This is a genomic window from Nocardioides sp. CCNWLW216 (genome assembly GCF_037120545.1).
Lineage (GTDB): Bacteria > Actinomycetota > Actinomycetes > Propionibacteriales > Nocardioidaceae > Nocardioides > Nocardioides lianchengensis.
On the sequence record NZ_JBBBBJ010000001.1, the window covers coordinates 915,037 to 932,017 of the forward strand.

Here is a 16,981-nt window from a genome sequence, read left to right on the forward strand (position 1 = left end):
CATGCCCAGCGCCATCGAGGTCCGCAAGGTCCCGATCCACTCCGTCGCCGACGCCAGCGAGCTCACCAAGCTCCTCGACGAGGGGGTCTTCGAGGCGAGCCGGGTGGTCGCGATCATCGGCAAGACCGAGGGCAACGGCGGCGTGAACGACTACACGCGGATCATCGCCGACCGGGCCTTCCGCGAGGCGCTGGTCGCCGGCGGCGCCGACGGCGAGGCCGTGAAGCAGGTCCCGATCGTGTGGTCCGGCGGCACCGACGGCGTGATCAGCCCGCACGCCACGATCTTCGCCACCGTCGACGCGGAGCCGACCGAGGAGTCCCGGCTGACCGTGGGTTTCGCGATGAGCGACGTGCTGCTGCCCGAGGAGATCGGGCGCAGCGGGATGGTCACCAAGGTCGCCGACGCGGTGAAGGTCGCGATGGAGCGGGCCGGCATCACCGACACCGCCGACGTGCACTACGTCCAGACCAAGACCCCGCTGCTCACCCTCAGCACCATCGAGGACGCCAAGTCCCGCGGGAAGGACGTCTTCACCGAGGACACCCTCTACTCGATGGACGTCTCCAACGGCGGTACGGCGCTCGGCATCGCCGTCGCCCTCGGGGAGATCGAGATGCCCCGCGACGAGGACGTGCTGAAGGACCGCTCGCTCTACTCCTCCGTCGCCTCCTGCTCCTCGGGCGTCGAGCTCGACCGAGCCCAGGTCGTCGTGGTCGGCAACGCGACCGGCGTCGGCGGCCGCTACCGGATCGGCCACTCGGTGATGACCGACGCCCTCGACGCCGACGGGATCTGGGAGGCCATCCGCTCCGCCGGCCTGGACCTGCCCGAGCGGCCCCGCACCAGCGACCTCGACGACAAGCTGGTCAACGTCTTCCTCAAGTGCGAGGCCTCCCAGGACGGCACCGTCCGCGGTCGCCGCAACGCGATGCTCGACGACTCCGACGTGCACTGGCACCGCCAGATCAAGGCGGCCGTCGGCGGCGTCACCGCCGCCGTCACCGGCGACCCGGCCGTCTTCGTGTCGGTCTCCGCCGCCCACCAGGGGCCTGACGGCGGCGGCCCGGTGGCCGCGATCGTCGACCTGGGCTGAGGCGGGTCGTCGGAGAGTTTCATCGGCTGGCCGACAAAGCTCCCGCCGGGACGACGAAGGTTCATCGTCCCGGCGTGAGTTTCATCGGCCAGCCGATGAACCTTTGCGCGAGTCCGCGAGCCGTCCCCACGCCGAGCAGCGTCAGGACCGCCAGCCCCACTCCATCTCGGTGACGGCGCGGTCGCGCGTGTCCTGGTCGGCGAGCAGCTCGACGGCATGCAGTGCGCAGTCGATCCCCGCCGAGACCCCGGCCGAGGTCAGGACGGCGTCGGAGGAGCGCACGTACCGCTCGCCGCGCACCACCTCGGTGGTCGGCGAGATCGCGGCCAGCTCGTCGAACGCGTCGTGGTGGGTCGTCGCGGGCCGGTCCGCGAGGAGCCCGGCCGCGCCGAGCAGCAGTGCCCCGGTGCAGACCGACACCAGCAGGTCGACCTCGCCCGCGCGCTCCCGCAGCCAGGCCAGCAGCCGCTCGTCGGCCAGCAACGGCCGGGTGCCCGCGCCCCCGGGCACCACGAGGACGTCGCACGGCGGCGCGTCCTCGAGGGAGTACGTCGGCAGCACGGCGAACCCGCCGCGCCCGACCGCGGGCGCCGTGCTCAGTCCGACCGAGAAGACCTCGAACGGGTGGCCGGCACCCAGCTCGCCGGCCACGTTGAACACCTCGTACGGGCCGGCGTAGTCGAGGACCTCCATGTCGTCGAAGGCGAGGATGGCCACGGTCCTGGTCGTCATGTGCCCATCGTCGCGGGTGCTGCGTCGTCCTGTCGGCGGCGGGTGTTGAGATGGACACATGAGCCTCCCCCACGAAGCCGCTCGCTTCGCTCACGCCTCCGCGGGGACCCCGGCATGAGCTCACCCACGACCGAGACGCCGGCCTTCCGGCTGCGCCGCGCGTCGTCGGTCCCGGTGGCGCCCACGCTCGACGAGCACCAGCAGCGGGTCGTCGACCACGCAGGCGGCCCGCTCCTGGTGCTGGCCGGCCCCGGGACGGGCAAGACCACCACCCTGGTCGAGGCCATCGTGGCGCGGGTCGAGGCCGGTGCCCGGCCCGACCAGGTGCTGGCGCTGACGTTCTCCCGCAAGGCCGCCGAGCAGCTGCGCGACCGGGTCACCGCCCGGCTGGGGCGCACCATGGCGACGCCGCTCAGCTCGACGTTCCACTCCTTCGCCTACGCGCTGGTGCGGCGCTTCGCGCCCGCCGAGCTGTACGCCGCCCCGCTGCGGCTGCTGTCCGCGCCCGAGCAGGACGTCGTGCTGCAGGAGCTGCTGACCGACCACCCCGAGTCGGTGCGCTGGCCTTCCGGCCTCCGCGCCGCCGTGGGCACCCGCGGGTTCGCCAAGGAGGTCCACGCGGTGCTGGCGCGGGCCCGCGAGCGGGGCCTCGACCCCGACCAGCTGGTCGAGCTCGGCGAGCGCGAGAACGCCCCCGAGCTGGCCGCGGCCGGCTTCTTCCTGGGCCAGTACCTCGACGTCCTCGGCGACCAGAGCGCCGTCGACTACCCCGACCTGGTCGCGCGCGCGGTCATCGAGGCCAACCTCCACCGCGACCAGCTGCGGCGCGAGGTCACCCACGTCTTCGTCGACGAGTACCAGGACACCGACCCCAGCCAGGTCGCCCTGCTGCGGGCGCTGGCCGGCGACGGCCGTGACCTGACGGTCGTCGGTGACCCCGACCAGTCGATCTACGGCTTCCGCGGCGCCGACGTCCGCGGCATCCTCGACTTCCCGCGCCAGTTCCCGCAGGCCGACGGCTCGCCGGCCCGGGTCGTCGCCCTGGCGACCACCCGGCGGTTCGGCTCGAGACTGCTGCGGGCCTCACGCTCGATCGCGGCCGGCATCGGCGTGACGGGCTCGATCCCGGCGTCGGCGTACGCCGCGTTCCGCGACCCGGCCCCGGTCGCCCACGAGCTCGGCCCCGGCACGGTCCAGGCGCTGACCTTCGACACCGCGCGGGCCGAGGTCGAGCACGTCGCCGACCTGCTCCGCCGGGCCCACCTCGAGGACGGCGTGGCCTGGTCGGACATGGCGGTGCTGGTGAGGTCCGGTCGAGCCGAGATCCCCGGTCTGCGTCGCTCGCTGGTCGCGGCCGGGGTCCCGGTGGAGGTCGCGAGCGACGAGACCCCGCTGGTCCGCGAGCCGGCCGTCGTCCCGCTGCTCGCCGCGCTGGCCGTGGTCGGCGACGCCGACGTCGACGACCCGGCCGCCCAGGACCACGTCGGCGCCGACCGGGCCGAGGCGCTGCTGACCTCGCCGCTCGGGTCGCTCGACGCGACCGACGTGCGCGCCCTGACCCGCGCGCTGCGCGAGCGCGACCCGGAGGCGGCCCCGCGCGACCTGGTACGCCGGGCCGTGCTGGAGCCGGGCCTGCTGGCCGACCTGCCCGGCGACGCGGCGACCCGGGCCCGGCGGCTCGCGGTCCTCGTCGCCCGCGCCCGGGCCGAGCTCGCGGGCGGGGCGACCGTCGAGGAGGTGCTCTGGACGCTCTGGGAGGGCTCCGACTGGGGACGCCGGCTGCGCCACGCCACCCGCGGCGGCGGGCAGGGCGCCCGGCTCGCCCATCGCGACCTCGACGCCATCTGCGCGCTGTTCGAGACCGCGGCCCGAGCCGAGGAGCAGCGCGGCCACACCAGCGTCCGGGCCTTCGTCGCGACGCTCAGCGCGCAGGAGATCCCGGCCGACACCCTGGCCGACCGCGGGGTCCGCGGTGACGCCGTACGCCTGCTCACCGCCCACCGGTCCAAGGGCCTGGAGTGGCGCCTGGTCGTCGTGGCCCGCGTGCAGGAGGGCTCCTGGCCCGACCTGCGGCGGCGCGACACCCTGCTCCAGGCCGACCGGATCAGCCGCGACGGCCTGCTGCCGCCGCTGACCCGTGGTGCGATCCTGGCCGAGGAGCGTCGACTCTTCTACGTCGCCGCGACCCGGGCCCGTCAGCGGCTGGTCGTCACCGCCGTCGCCTCGGCCGACGACGAGGGCGAGCAGCCGTCGCGGTTCCTCCACGAACTCGGGCGCGACCCGGTCCACCTGGTCGGTCGGCCCCGACGTCCGCTCTCGATGAGCGGGCTGGTCGCGGAGCTTCGTCGTACCCTCGCCGACCCCGAGCAGCCCGAGCCGCTCCGGGCGGCTGCGGCCCGGCGGCTGAGCCGACTGGCCGCGACCGACGTGCAGGGCCGTGCGGTGGCTGCCGCCGCCGACCCGGCCTCCTGGTGGGGGCTGCGGGCGCCGACCCGGGCGGCCCAGCCGGTGCGGCCCACCGACCGGCCGCTGACGATCTCGGCCAGCACCCTGGAGGGCCTGATCACCTGTCCGGCGCAGTGGTTCCTCACCCGGGAGGCCGGAGGCGCGGTCGTGAGCTCGGCCAGCCAGGGCTTCGGCAAGGTCGTGCACGCGGTGGCCGACCGGGTGGCGAAGGGCGAGATCGCCTCTCCGGTCGACGTCGAGGGCGACCTGATGCCGCTGGTCGACGAGGTCTGGGAGCGGCTGGAGTTCCGCACCCCCTGGTCGCGCGCCCGCGAACGGGCCGCGGTCCGGGACGCCCTGGCCCGGTTCGTGGCCTGGCACGAGCGTCCCGGAGCCCGGCCGGTGCTGGCGACCGAGCCTCGGATGCAGGCGGAGGTCACCCTCCCTGATGGTCAGCTGGTCCGCCTGCACGGCTACGCCGACCGGCTGGAGGTGGAGGAGGACGGCCGGGTGGTCGTCATCGACCTCAAGACCGGCAAGTACCCGCCCACCGGCCCCCAGGTCGAGCGGCACAGCCAGCTCGGGCTCTACCAGCTGGCCGTCGAGCACGGCGCGGCCGACGCCTGGCTGCCCGAGGCGGACCGCCCGGGTCGGCCCGGGGGTGCCGAGCTGGTGCAGCTGCGCCACGGCGCCGACCTGCCGAAGGTCCAGCGGCAGGCGCCTCCCGTGGAGGGGCCGGGCTTCGTCGAGGACCAGCTCGTGGCGGCCGCGACCGTGCTGCGGGACGAGGACTTCGTCGCGCGACCGGGCCCCCACTGCGACCGCTGCACCTTCCACGCCCTGTGCCCCGACAAGACGGCGGGATCGGTGCTCTCGTGACCGCCACGCAGGCACCACCGGTGCGCGACATCACCACCCCCGAGCAGCTCCGCGAGCTGATGGGGGCCGAGTGGGCCTTCAGCGACCAGCAGTTCGCCGCGATCACGGCGCCGCTGGAGCCGGCGGTCGTGATCGCCGGGGCCGGCTCCGGCAAGACCACGGTGATGGCGGCCCGGGTGGTCTGGCTGGTCGCCACCGGCCGGGTGCGCCCCCACGAGGTCCTGGGCCTGACCTTCACCACCAAGGCCACCGCCGAGCTCCAGAGCCGGATCCGCGAGAGTCTGCGCCAGGCTGGCCTGCTCCCGGAGCGCGGCGTACGTCTCGTCCAGCCCGGATCGGCCGAGGACGAACCGGAGGAGCTCGAGGAGCCCACGGTCGCGACCTACCACGCCTACGCCTCGACCCTGCTGTCCGAGCACGGCCTGCGGATCGGGCACGAGCCCGACACCCGACTGATCGCCGACGCCAGCCGCTACCAGCTCGCGGCGCGGGCCGTGCAGCGCTACACCTCGGCCGTCGACCAGCTCACCGACTCACCCAGCCACGTCGTCCAGTACCTCCTCGCCCTCGACGGCGAGATGAGCGAGCACCTCGTGACGCCCGACCAGGTGCGGGCCCACGACGCCGTCCAGCGCCCGCTGCTCGAGGCAGGGATCGCCACCGAGCACCGCAAGACCTACCGCGCGGTGAACGAGAAGGCGATCGCCGCCATCGACAAGCGGGGCGAGCTGCTGGGGCTGGTCGACGCCTACCGCCGGCTGAAGACCCACCACGGGCTGATGGACTTCTCCGACCAGATCGCCCTGGCGGCCCGGCTCGCCCAGGACTGCCCCGAGGTCGGCGAGCTCGAGCGCGGCAAGTTCAAGGTGGTGCTCCTCGACGAGTACCAGGACACCTCGGTCGCCCAGGCGCTGATGCTGAGCCGGCTGTTCAGCGGTCCCGACCCCGAGCAGGGGCTGGGCCACCCGGTGACGGCGGTCGGCGACCCTAACCAGGCCATCTACGGATGGCGGGGCGCCTCGGTGTCGAACATCCTGGAGTTCGGCCAGGACTTCCCGTCGTCCGTCGGGGCGACCCGCACCTACCCGCTCACCGTCAACCGGCGCTCGGACGAGCGGATCCTGGCCGCGGCCAACCACCTCGCCGAGGGCCTGTACGCCGACCGCCCCGAGCTGCGCCCGCTGGAGCCCAAGCCCGGGGCCGACCCGGGCGAGGTCCGTGCCGTCGTCCACGAGACCTGGGACGACGAGCTCGGGTGGTTGGCCGCCGAGGTGGTCGCGACCCACCAGGCCCTGTCCGCCCGCAGCGACCAGCCCGCCTGGAAGGAGATCGGCGTCCTGGTGCGCGACAACGCCCACGCGGCCGCCGTCTTCGACGCGCTCTCCGCCCAGGAGGTCCCCGTCGAGATCGTCGGGCTCAAGGGCCTGCTGCGGCTCCCCGAGGTGGCGGAGGTGGTCGCCACCCTCACCCTCGTCCAGGACGTGACGGCCAACGCCGCCCTGTTGACCGTGCTCGCTGGCCCGCGCTGGGCGATCGGGCTGCGCGACCTCGCGCTGCTGGGGAGCCGCGCCCGTGAGCTCGCGGGCGGTGGACCGTCGGTGCGGGCCACGACGTTGAGCGACCTGCAGGCCGAGCTGGGAGCCGCGGTCGAGGGTGCCGACCCGACCGAGATCCCCGCGCTGTGCGACGCCCTCGACGATCCCGGCGACCTCGACTACTCACCCGAGGCCCGGGAGCGGTTCGGGCTGCTGGCCGGCGAGCTGCGCCGCCTGCGCGGCTCGATCGGGGAGCCGCTGCTCGACCTGGTCCGCCGGATCGTCGACGTGACCGGCATCGACGTCGAGCTCGCGGCCTCGGTGAGCCCGGCCGCGGCGGCCCGGCGCGAGAACCTCGACCTGTTCGTCCAGGCGGTCGCCGAGTTCCAGGCCGTCGACGGGCAGGTGACCCTCGCCGCCCTGCTCGCGTGGCTGGAGGCCGAGGACGAGTTCGGCCAGGGCCTCGACGTCGCGACGCCCTCGGAGGCCGACTCGGTCAAGCTGCTGACCGTCCACCGCGCCAAGGGTCTGGAGTGGGACGTCGTCTTCCTGGTCGGGGTCGTCGACCAGAAGTTCCCCACCAACCGCAGCCGGTCCAGCTGGCTCACGGTGCCCTTCGTGATGCCGACCGCGTTGCGGGGCGACGCCCGCGACCTGCCGGCGCTCACCGGCCACACGCCCGACGACCTGAAGGCACTGAGCGCGCGGGCCAAGGAGCACGAGGCGCTCGAGGAGCTCCGGCTCGGCTACGTCGCCTGGACCCGCGCCCGCCACACCCACTGGGTGTCGGCGTACTGCTGGGCGCCGCAGCGCAAGGGCGCCCTCGGTCCGTCGCGCTACCTCCAGCTCACCCGTGAGGCGATGGAGACCTGGGGCGCCGTGCCCGACGCCTGGCGCGACAAGCCCGCCAAGGACGACCCGAACCCGTACGCCGAGGCTGCGACCGACCTGGCCTGGCCGATCTCCCACCACACGCGCGAGGTCGAGCGCCGGGTCGAGGCGGCGGCCCGGGTGCGCGCGGCCGACCCCCACGCGGCTGACGACCTCGAGGACGTGCTCCTCCTCGACCGGGTGGCCCAGTGGGACACCGAGATCGACCGCCTCCTCGAGGAGGCCGCCCGCGACCGCTCCACGGTCGTCGAGGTCCCGTTGCCGTCGAGTCTCTCCGCGACCTCCCTGGCCCGGTTGCGCGACGATCCGGAGGCCTTCGCCCGTGACCTGGCCCGGCCGATGCCACGGCGGCCGTCGTCGGCCGCCCGGTTCGGCACCCGCTTCCACGCCTGGGTGGAGAGTCGCTTCGGCCAGCAGCTGCTGCTCGACCCCGACGAGCTCCCGGGCCGCGCCGACACCGGGATCGCCGACGACGCGGAGCTCGCCGAGCTGGTCGCGAGCTTCGAGGCCGGTCCGTTCGCCGATCGGGTCCCGCACGCGGTCGAGCCCCCGTTCGCCCTGGTGCTGGCCGGCCAGGTCGTCCGAGGGCGCATCGACGCGGTCTACCGCGAGGGCGACGGCTACCTCCTGGTCGACTGGAAGACCGGGCGTCACCTGGAGCCGGAGCCGCTCCAGCTGGCCATCTACCGGGTGGCCTGGGCCGAGCTGCACGGCGTCCCGTTGGAGCAGGTCCGGGCGGCCTTCTTCCACGTCCGCACCGGCGAGCTGGTCGAGCCGCCGGACCTGCCCGGGCGCGCCGCGCTGGAGCGGTTGCTCACGACCGGTTGAATGGGCCCGCACACCTGACCCCAGCCGATCGGAGAATCGCCATGCTGAAGAAGCTCGTCCTCGTCATCGCCGTCGTCGCCCTCGGTGGCCTGGTGGCCAAGAAGGTCGGCGGCAAGTAGCTCAGGCTCCGCCCGGAGTCGGACGCAGGCCCGCGGTGTCGCCGATCCACTCGGCGACGCCGCGGGCCGCTGCCCGTCCGGCCCGGTTCGCGCCGATGGTGCTGGCCGAGGGGCCGTAGCCCACCAGCTGCACCCGGCGGTCCGCGACGGCCGTGGTGCCGTGCAGCTGGATCCCGCCCGCCGGCGAGCGCAGCCGCAGCGGCGCCAGGTGGCTGACGGCCGGCCGGAACCCGGTGGCCCACAGGATCACGTCGACGTGCTCGAACCGCCCGTCGGCCCAGCGCACCCCGTCCGGCTCCACGGACGCGAACATCGGCTGCCGGTCGTAGGCGCCGAGCCGCTGCGCCTCGCGCTCCTGCGGTCGCAGGGCCAGGCCGGTCACGCTCACCACGCTGGCCGGCGGGAGACCCCGGCGTACCCGTTCCTCGACCAGGGCGACGGCGGCCCGGCCGGCCTCGGGGCTGAAGTCGTCGGTGCGCCACACGGGCGCACGGCGGGTGACCCAGAGGGTGTCGGTGAGCGGTGCCAGCTCACCGAGGAACTGCACCGCGGAGGCGCCGCCGCCGACGACCAGGACACGCCGGCCGTGGAAGTGCTCGGCGCCCGGGAAGTCGTGGGTGTGCAACTGCTCGCCGACGAAGGTGTCCATGCCGGGGTAGCGCGGGACGAACGGCTGGGTCCAGGTGCCGGTGGCGTTCACCAGGGTGTGCGAGGTCCAGCTCCGCTCGCCGGCCCGGATGACGAGCAGGCCGTCGTCCTCGGTGACCCGGTCGACGCGCACCGGGCGGACGATGGGGAGCCCGTGCTCCCGCTCGTACGCCGCGAAGTACGCCGGTACGACGACGTTGGCCCGCCCCGCGTCCTCCCCGGGCGGCTCCGCGTCCGGCAGTGCGGCCACCCCGTGCACGTCGTGCATGCTCAACGAGTCCCAGCGGTGCTGCCAGGCCCCGCCCGGGGCGGCGTCCGAGTCCAGGACCACGTGCTGCAGGCCCCGCCGCTGCAGGTGGTACGACGCCGACAGCCCGGCCTGGCCGGCGCCGATGACGAGCGAGTCGAGGACCTCCACGTCGGAAGAACGCGCCGGACCGCCTGCACCTTCCGCTGGGGCGAGTGACATCCTCGACACGTGCGCTCCCGTGTCTCCTGGCCGCTGCTCCTGCTCGCGCTGATGTGCGCGATCCCCGCCGTCGTCGGCGGTCTCTGGGTCGCCGGCGGCGACGAGGACTACCAGGGGATCGGCTTCGCCTGCCTGGGCTTCTTCGGCGCCGGGGTCGTCGTGCTGGGCCGCAAGGCGTTCACGCAGGACTGAGATCGGGGGAGAGACCCGCGGTCAGCGCGATCTCGACCATCGCCCCGAACGTCTGCTCGCGCTCTTGCGCGGTCGTCTCCTCGCCGGTCACGAGGTGGTCGGAGACCGTGCAGACGGCCAGCGCCTTCCGGCCGTACGACGCCGCGATCGTGTAGAGCGCGCTGGCCTCCATCTCGACCGCCAGCACGCCGTGCTCGACCAGCCGGGCCGACAGCTCGGGCCGGGCCGGGTAGAACGAGTCGCTGCTGTAGATCAGCCCCACGTGCACGCCCGCGTCACCGGCGGCGGTCAGCGCCGCGTCGTGGGCCGCGCGGAGCAGCCCGAAGTCGGCGACCGGGGCGTAGTCGAGGCCCTCGAAGCGGAGCCGGTTCATCGACGAGTCGGTGCAGGCGCCGGACGCGATCACGATGTCGCGTACGGCGACCCGCTCGGTCATCGCCCCGCAGGAGCCGACGCGGACGACCCGCTGCACGTCGTACTCCTTGAAGAGCTCGTGGGCATAGATGGCCAGCGACGGCTGGCCCATCCCGGAGCCCTGCACGGAGACCCGCTGACCGCGCCAGGTGCCGGTGAAGCCGTACATCCCGCGGACCTCGGTGTAGCACCGGGCGTCGTCGAGGAACGTGTCGGCGATCCAGCGGGCCCGCAGCGGGTCGCCGGGCATCAGGACGAGGGGGGCGATGTCGCCGGGGTGGGCGCCGAGGTGCGTGCTCATGACGCCCACCCTAGGAAGGGTCAGCCCGTGACGGCGACCAGCTCGTCCGGGACGACCGGCAGCGCGTGGGTGGCCGTCGTCCTCATCGTGCTCAGGTCGACGACGTGCAGCTCGCTGGTCGCGGGCTCGGTCACGTACGCCGTGTCGCCGGCGACGCGCAGCGTCGGCCGGGCCTCCTGCCACTCGGTCGGCTCCTCCCAGGCGTCGACGACCGGCAGGGACGCGCTGACCCGGCCGCGCTCGGCGTCGACCACGTGCAGCGCCCCGTCGGTGCCGAGGACCAGCCCGTCGCCGTCGGGCGCGCGACCCAGGGACCGGAAGGTGTAGCTGGCGGGCAGGTCGACCAGCCGCAGGGTCGCGTCGCGGGTGTCGATCAGGGACACCCGCGTCGGCCGCTCGAGCTCGGCGTCGGGGTCGGACTTGTAGTCGCCGAGCACGTACGGCGACGTCTCGTGCCCGGCCTGGTTCCCGATCCGGCCGTACGCGTCCGGGCTCGCGACCTTGCGGATGTCCCGGCCCTCGACGACCAGCACGCCGTCCTCGCAGCCGAAGACAGCGACGTCGCCCGCGAAGGCCTCCCCGTGCACGCCGGGGCACTCGTCGCTGGCCGCGAGCTCGGCCCCGGCCGCGGTGGTCACCCGGATCCCGGAGCGCGACTCCTCGTCGCCGACGGTGTGCGTCAGGTTGCCGTGGCCGTCCTGCACGGCGACGCCGTGGTGGGCCTCGGGCAGCTCCCAGGTGTCGAGCTGGGGCTCGCCCTCGGCGAGGTCCGCCAGGTCGTGCGGGTCGAAGGCGGTGATGGTGCCGGTGCCGTCGTCGAAGAGCGCGGTCCGGCCGTGGTGGGGGACCACGTGCCCGGGCTCCTCGGCCGCGACCACGAAGTCGGTCAGCGTCGGGTCGACGGTGAACGAGTGGCCGTGGTCGCCGTGCTCCTCGGTCCAGGCGCCGAGGTCGAGGGCGGTGAACCCGCCGGCCGCGCTGACCATCACGTGCCGCTCGTCGCCGGCGGGGCTGAGCCGCGGGTAGCCCTCGACCGGCTGGTCGAGCAGCACCTCGCCGTCCTCCGCGCGCACCACGAGCACGCCGCCGTCGTACGTCACGGCGACGCGCTCCTCGGGTCCGGCGGTCTCGACGGCGTCCGAGGAGGCCGAGGGGGATGACGAGGGGGCGGTGGCGGGGGAGGAGGAGTCGTCCTCGGTTCCGCAGGCAGTCAGCAGCAGGGCGGCCAGGGGCAGGGTGCTCAGCGCTCTCAACATGCGAACGATTCTCAACGGGAGTGAGAACCATTGTCAAAAAGACTGCCCGTCTGTGGATGATCCGGCCGACTCGGCGCACCTGTGCGCCGACTCGGCGGAGTCGTCCACCGGGGCTCGGCATAGCCTTCGGGACGTGACCCAGCCCCACCTCCGGATCGTCGAGAACCCGCACGACCGCCTCGGCGTACGACGCAAGGACGAGGCCTGGCTCGAGGAGCGCTGGGCCGACCCGGCGACCCGGGTGCTCGTCGTCGCCGGCACCCGCGTGCAGCCGCGTGACGGTCGGCTCGACTGGGTCGCACCGGACGAGGCGCCGGACGGCGTCCGGGTGCTGCTGGGGGAGCGTGACGGGCAGGCGTGGTTCGCCGTGGTGACCGACCCGGGCCTGGCCCAGGAGGGCGGGGACTGGTTCGGGGTCCGCGACCTGCTCGCGCCGCTGGCCGACGGGACGCTCGGCGACGGGGCCCTGCTGCTGCACGCGATCGGCCTGGCCGAGTGGCTCTTCGTGACCCGCTTCTGCCCCCGCTGCGGCGGCGGGCTCGAGCCGCGGGCCGCTGGGCACGAGCTGAGGTGCACGCAGTGCGGCCGCACGCAGTTCCCCCGCACCGACCCCGCGGTGATCATGATCGTCGCCGCGGGCGAGTCCGGCGCCGAGGACGAGCGCTGCCTGCTCGGCCGTCAGGCGGTCTGGCCCACGGGTCGGTTCTCGACGCTGGCCGGCTTCTGCGAGCCGGGCGAGACGCTGGAGGACGCCGTACGGCGCGAGGTCGCCGAGGAGACCGGGGTGCTCGTCGGAGACGTCGAGTACTTCGGCAACCAGCCGTGGCCGCTGCCCGCCAGCCTGATGCTGGGTTTCGTCGGCCGGGCGACCTCCACCGAGATCGAGGTCGACCAGGACGAGATCGAGGAGGCGCGCTGGTTCACCCGGGCCGAGCTCCGCGCCGAGGCGGAGTCGGGCCGGGTGGTGCTGCCGCGCGGCGTCTCGATCAGCCGCTCACTCGTCGAGCACTGGTACGGCGGGCCGTTGCCCGGCCAGTGGTAGGGCTCAGGAGGCCAGCGAGGCCAGCTTCTCCTTGACCTGGATCAGGCTCGGGTTGGTCTGGGCGGTGCCGTCGGCGTAGACCAGGGTCGGCACCGTCTGGTTGCCGTTGTTGGCGGCCTCGACGATGGCCGCGGCCTCCGGGACCTGCTCGATGTCGACGATGTCGAAGGCGATGCCCTCGCGGTCGAGCTGGCTCTTGAGTCGGTGGCAGTAGCCGCACCAGGGGGTCGAGTACATCGTGAACGTGCTGGCCATTCGAACTGTCGCCTCCGGCGTCTAGGGTCTGGAGCTGCCATCAGATCCAACCACCGGTCCCCAGGAGATGTTCCCTCGATGCCCCCCGCGCCTGCCGAGCTCCTCGCCGCCCTCGACCCCGAGCAGCGCCGGGTCGCGGAGGCGCTGCGCGGTCCGGTGCGGGTCCTCGCGGGAGCCGGCACCGGCAAGACCCGGGCGATCACCCACCGCATCGCCCACGGCGTCGCGACCGGCGTCTACGCCCCGACCGAGGTCCTCGCGGTCACGTTCACGACCCGGGCGGCCGGCGAGATGCGCGGGCGGCTGCGCCAGCTCGGAGCCGGGGGAGTCCAGGCCCGTACCTTCCACTCCGCCGCGCTGCGCCAGCTGCGCTACTTCTGGCCGACGGTGCACGGCACCGAGCTGCCCCAGCTGATCGAGTCCAAGATCGGGCTGCTCGCCTCCGCCGCCCGGCGCCAGCGGATCTCCGCCGACCAGGCGCTGCTGCGCGACCTCGCCTCCGAGATCGAGTGGTCCAAGGTCAGCAACGTCCACCCCGACGACTACGCTCGCGTGGCCGCCTCGCGGGGCCGCTCGGTGACCGGTCACGACCCCGAGACGGTCGGGCGGGTCTTCGGCAGCTACGAGGAGGTCAAGCGCACCCAGGGCCGGATGGACATGGAGGACGTCCTGCTCTTCACCGCCGGCCTACTCGCCGACGACGAGCGGGTCGCGGCCCAGGTCCGCCGCCAGTACAAATGGTTCGTCGTCGACGAGTTCCAAGACGTCTCGCCGTTGCAGTCGGCCCTGCTCGACCTCTGGCTCGGCGGCCGCGACGAGCTCTGCGTCGTGGGTGACCCCGCCCAGACCATCTACTCCTTCGCCGGCGCCAACGCCGACTACCTCCGCGACTTCGGCAGGAAGTTCCCCGGGACGACCTCGGTCGAGCTGGTGCGCAACTACCGCTCGTCGCCCGAGGTGGTGGGGGCGGCCAACTCGCTGCTGGCCGGCTCGTCGAGCCAGGGGGTCAGGCTGCAGGCCCAGCGACCGTCGGGGCCGACGGTCAGCTACACGCCGTACCCCGACGAGGTGGCCGAGGCCGAGTCGGTGGCCTCGCGGATCCGGACCCTGCGCGAGCAGGGTCGGCCGCTCAGCGAGGTCGCGGTGCTGTTCCGCATCAACGCCCAGTCCGAGTCGTTCGAGGAGGCCCTCGCCGCGCGCGGGATCCCCTACGTCGTGCGTGGGGCGGCGCGGTTCTTCGACCGTCCCGAGGTCCGCGAGGCGGTGACCCGGATCCGGGGGGCCGCCCGTTCCGGGCTCGGCGAGGCGACCGGCGACGAGCTGCTGGAGACGGTGCACGGCACCCTCGCCGGCATGGGGTGGACCTCCGAGGCCCCGACCACCCGCGGACAGACCCGCGACCGGTGGGAGTCCTGGCAGGCCCTGGTCTCCCAGGCGATCGAGTTCGCCGGGGCAGGAGGCGACCTGGGCGGCTTCGTCGACGACCTCGACCGACGCGCCTCCGAGCAGCACGCGCCGGTGGCCGACGGCGTCACCCTGGCGACCTTCCACGCCGCCAAGGGCCTCGAGTGGGACTCGGTGTTCCTGTGCGGGCTCCAGGACGGAACCCTCCCGATCACCTACGCCGACACCCCGGCCGCGGTCGAGGAGGAGCGCCGCCTGCTCTACGTCGGCATGACCCGTGCGCGGCTCGACCTCGGGCTCTCCTGGGCGCTCGCCCGCAACCCCGGCGGCCGGGCCGGCCGCAAGCCCTCGCGCTTCCTGGACCCGCTGCTGCCCGAGGACGCCACCGCCGACCGGGTCCGCCCGCGCAGTCGCAAGGTCGCGGGCTGCCGCGAGTGCGGCAAGCCGCTCGACACCGGGGCGGAGAAGAAGCGGGGGCGCTGCGACGACTGCCCGGCGTCGTACGACGAGGAGCTGTTCGAGCGGCTCCGCGAGTGGCGCACGACCCGCGCGGGCGCGGAGAGCGTGCCCGCGTTCGTCATCTTCACCGACGCCACGCTGCAGCTGATCGCCGAGCACAAGCCCCGCACGCCCCAGGCCCTGCAGCGCATCAGTGGTATAGGCCGCTCGAAGGTCGAGCGCTACGGCGAGGACGTCCTCGAGCTGGTCGTCTGAGCCTTGGATCCCGCGTGATTGAGCGAGATCCGGACCGTGCTGGACCGTACGCCGGAAGGCCTCGCGAGGTTGCGTCGGAGCGGTTGAAAAAGAAATCCAGAAATAGTCATAAAATCGTTTGCTCCTTACCGAGCGCCCACGGTAACTTTCCCTCACCAAGCAAACCGCGCACCACGGTCTCGGCAAGACCGGCGCACGACACGCACCGAAGGAGGTGGCTCCCGATGGCCAGCAACAAGCTCATGACGACGGTCCAGACCCCGTCGCGCTTCGCCCTGCCCACCTGCGGCCACGCCTTCGACGCGTCCGTGCGGGGCACCGATCTCGGCTTTGCCGGCATCGGCACGTCCGTGGAGCGCGAGCGCACCGCCACCCCGATCAAGGGCGGCCTGGGTTTCGCCACGGCCTACGTCCCGGGGACCACTGCCTGGAGTCCACCGACCAGTTGAGACACACTGCGTCGTTCGCCTCCAGGCCGCGGATCCCACACCGGGATACGCGGCCTTTCTGTTTGTCCATCAGACGCACGCGATCAGATTCGAAGGAGGTGAAACATGACCATCAGTGTTCTCGACCGCACCGAAGCGGCCAGCCTGGGCCAGCTGCACGACGAGGCCGAGCGGGTCGACGAGGAGCTGCTTCCGTGCCGGGTGAAGAACCCGGAGCTGTGGTTCGCCGAGTCGCCGGCCGACGTGGAGTTCGCGAAGGCCCTCTGCCAGGAGTGCCCGGTCCGGTCCCTGTGCCTCGACGGCGCCCTCGAGCGGCGTGAGCCGTGGGGGGTCTGGGGCGGCCAGCTCTTCCTCCAGGGCGCGGTGATCCCGCGCAAGCGGCCCCGGGGCCGGCCCCGCAAGAACGAGACCGCCGCGTGAGCGGCGCCAGCACTATCCGCACCACCATCCACCCGACGTACCACCTCCGAGAAGGACCACCGAGATGAACCTCATGCACGAGAACCTGGCCCGCGCGCAGATGTCCGCGCGCCTGGGAGAGGCGCAGCAGCTGCGTCGCGGCTACCAGCTGGCCCGCGCGCACCGCATGACCCGCCGCGCGGAGATCGCCGCGTCGCAGGCTCGTACCGCCCTCGCCCGCGCGCTCTGAGCGCCTGACCACCGAAGGACCATCACCCGACATGTTCACCTACCTGAACCGGAGCACCGACATGAGTCTCATGAACGAAGACCTGGCCCGCGCACAAATGTCCGCGCGCCTGGGAGAGGCGCAGCACCTTCGGCGCGGCCACCAGATGGCTCGCGCGGCTCGCCTCACCCGTAAGGCGGAGCAGGCTGCGCAGCAGGCGCGGCTCGCTCTCGCCCGGGCGCTGTGACGCGACCACCCGACGCACCCTGATCGCGGGTGTCTGATGCAGGAGCCGGGCACGACCACCGAGGTCGTGTCCGGCTCCTGTCGTCTCCCGCCGAGTCAGCACCCGTGGTGCCGGCTCGGCGGACTACCGTGGCGACATGCGGACCTGCGACTTCTGCGGCCGCCGGGAGAGCGAGGACGACGACCCGGCCACTGCGCTCACCTGGACCACGGCCGTCGAGCGCGGCCGGACCCGGACCTTCTGCCCGACCTGCTCCCGAGAGCACCTGCGGTCGATGGAGGGCAAGCTCGACAGCGAGTGGTGGTGAATCTCGATACACCCGCTCGTCCCTCACGGGCACTCGATCACCGAACCCGCGAGACCCGCTCGTCCCTCACGGGCACTCGATCACCGAACCCGCGAGACCCGCTCGTCCCTCACGGGCACTCGATCACCGA

16 protein-coding genes are annotated in these 16,981 nt (G+C 73.5%); 11 read left to right on the top strand and 5 right to left on the bottom strand.

Annotation, left to right across the window (positions count from 1 at the left end; all coding sequences use genetic code 11):
• Position 1 precedes the first annotated feature (1 nt).
• Positions 2 to 1,096: a ring-opening amidohydrolase gene (locus tag V7S47_RS04300; RefSeq protein ID WP_336560414.1), complete on the top strand. Its 1,095-nt coding sequence runs from the start codon at positions 2 to 4 to the stop codon at positions 1,094 to 1,096.
• Positions 1,097 to 1,237: 141 nt separating this feature from the next.
• Here V7S47_RS04300 and V7S47_RS04305 read toward each other — a convergent pair whose 3' ends face one another.
• A complete protein-coding gene (locus V7S47_RS04305; RefSeq protein WP_218856217.1) occupies positions 1,238 to 1,828 on the bottom strand; it encodes a DJ-1/PfpI family protein in 591 nt (196 codons plus the stop codon).
• A 114-nt stretch (positions 1,829 to 1,942) separates the two neighbouring features.
• On the opposite strand from V7S47_RS04305, the gene V7S47_RS04310 reads away from it, so the two are divergent.
• Together V7S47_RS04310 and V7S47_RS04315 are read left to right on the top strand one after the other, a co-directional pair.
• Positions 1,943 to 5,152, top strand: coding sequence for an ATP-dependent helicase (locus tag V7S47_RS04310; protein WP_336560415.1), 3,210 nt, complete (start codon positions 1,943 to 1,945; stop codon positions 5,150 to 5,152).
• Entirely contained in the window at positions 5,149 to 8,406 is a 3,258-nt protein-coding gene (locus V7S47_RS04315) for an ATP-dependent DNA helicase (protein WP_336560416.1), read from the top strand. Before V7S47_RS04310 ends, V7S47_RS04315 begins: the two co-directional genes overlap by 4 nt.
• A 120-nt stretch (positions 8,407 to 8,526) precedes the next feature.
• Here the strand turns inward: V7S47_RS04315 and V7S47_RS04320 are convergent, their stop codons facing one another.
• Positions 8,527 to 9,591, bottom strand: a complete 1,065-nt coding sequence (locus V7S47_RS04320; RefSeq protein WP_336560417.1) for an NAD(P)-binding domain-containing protein — start codon at positions 9,589 to 9,591, stop codon at positions 8,527 to 8,529.
• A 60-nt stretch (positions 9,592 to 9,651) separates the two neighbouring features.
• On the opposite strand from V7S47_RS04320, the gene V7S47_RS04325 reads away from it, so the two are divergent.
• A complete protein-coding gene (locus tag V7S47_RS04325) occupies positions 9,652 to 9,834 on the top strand; it encodes a hypothetical protein (RefSeq protein WP_336560418.1) in 183 nt (60 codons plus the stop codon).
• Here V7S47_RS04325 and deoD read toward each other — a convergent pair.
• Positions 9,821 to 10,549, bottom strand: a complete 729-nt coding sequence (deoD, locus tag V7S47_RS04330; RefSeq protein ID WP_336560419.1) for a purine-nucleoside phosphorylase — start codon at positions 10,547 to 10,549, stop codon at positions 9,821 to 9,823. The genes V7S47_RS04325 and deoD overlap by 14 nt on opposite strands.
• Before the next feature lie 20 nt (positions 10,550 to 10,569).
• Entirely contained in the window at positions 10,570 to 11,805 is a 1,236-nt protein-coding gene (gene aztD, locus V7S47_RS04335; protein ID WP_336560420.1) for a zinc metallochaperone AztD, read from the bottom strand.
• A gap of 133 nt (positions 11,806 to 11,938) precedes the next feature.
• Here aztD and nudC point away from each other — a divergent pair, with 133 nt between their 5' ends.
• A complete protein-coding gene (nudC, locus tag V7S47_RS04340) occupies positions 11,939 to 12,847 on the top strand; it encodes an NAD(+) diphosphatase (RefSeq protein ID WP_336560421.1) in 909 nt (302 codons plus the stop codon).
• A gap of 3 nt (positions 12,848 to 12,850) precedes the next feature.
• Here nudC and V7S47_RS04345 read toward each other — a convergent pair whose 3' ends face one another.
• Positions 12,851 to 13,102, bottom strand: a complete 252-nt coding sequence (locus tag V7S47_RS04345; protein WP_090850760.1) for a mycoredoxin — start codon at positions 13,100 to 13,102, stop codon at positions 12,851 to 12,853.
• Positions 13,103 to 13,180: 78 nt separating this feature from the next.
• On the opposite strand from V7S47_RS04345, the gene V7S47_RS04350 reads away from it, so the two are divergent.
• From V7S47_RS04350 to V7S47_RS04375, 6 genes are all read left to right on the top strand, one after another.
• Positions 13,181 to 15,220: an ATP-dependent DNA helicase UvrD2 gene (locus V7S47_RS04350; RefSeq protein ID WP_336560422.1), complete on the top strand. Its 2,040-nt coding sequence runs from the start codon at positions 13,181 to 13,183 to the stop codon at positions 15,218 to 15,220.
• 224 nt (positions 15,221 to 15,444) lie between these two features.
• Complete coding sequence (locus V7S47_RS04355; RefSeq protein WP_090850764.1) at positions 15,445 to 15,669, top strand: hypothetical protein; 225 nt, start codon at positions 15,445 to 15,447, stop codon at positions 15,667 to 15,669.
• Between the two features lie 105 nt (positions 15,670 to 15,774).
• Positions 15,775 to 16,089 carry a WhiB family transcriptional regulator gene (locus V7S47_RS04360; protein WP_090850767.1) on the top strand — a complete coding sequence of 105 codons (315 nt, stop codon included), beginning with the start codon at positions 15,775 to 15,777 and terminating at the stop codon, positions 16,087 to 16,089.
• 64 nt (positions 16,090 to 16,153) lie between these two features.
• The gene (locus tag V7S47_RS04365) at positions 16,154 to 16,318 is read left to right on the top strand and encodes a hypothetical protein (protein ID WP_170866922.1); all 165 of its coding nucleotides are present in this window, start codon (positions 16,154 to 16,156) and stop codon (positions 16,316 to 16,318) included.
• 31 nt (positions 16,319 to 16,349) lie between these two features.
• Positions 16,350 to 16,544: a hypothetical protein gene (locus tag V7S47_RS04370; protein ID WP_090850769.1), complete on the top strand. Its 195-nt coding sequence runs from the start codon at positions 16,350 to 16,352 to the stop codon at positions 16,542 to 16,544.
• A gap of 136 nt (positions 16,545 to 16,680) precedes the next feature.
• The gene (locus V7S47_RS04375) at positions 16,681 to 16,851 is read left to right on the top strand and encodes a hypothetical protein (protein ID WP_170866923.1); all 171 of its coding nucleotides are present in this window, start codon (positions 16,681 to 16,683) and stop codon (positions 16,849 to 16,851) included.
• The last annotated feature ends 130 nt before the right edge of the window (positions 16,852 to 16,981 follow it).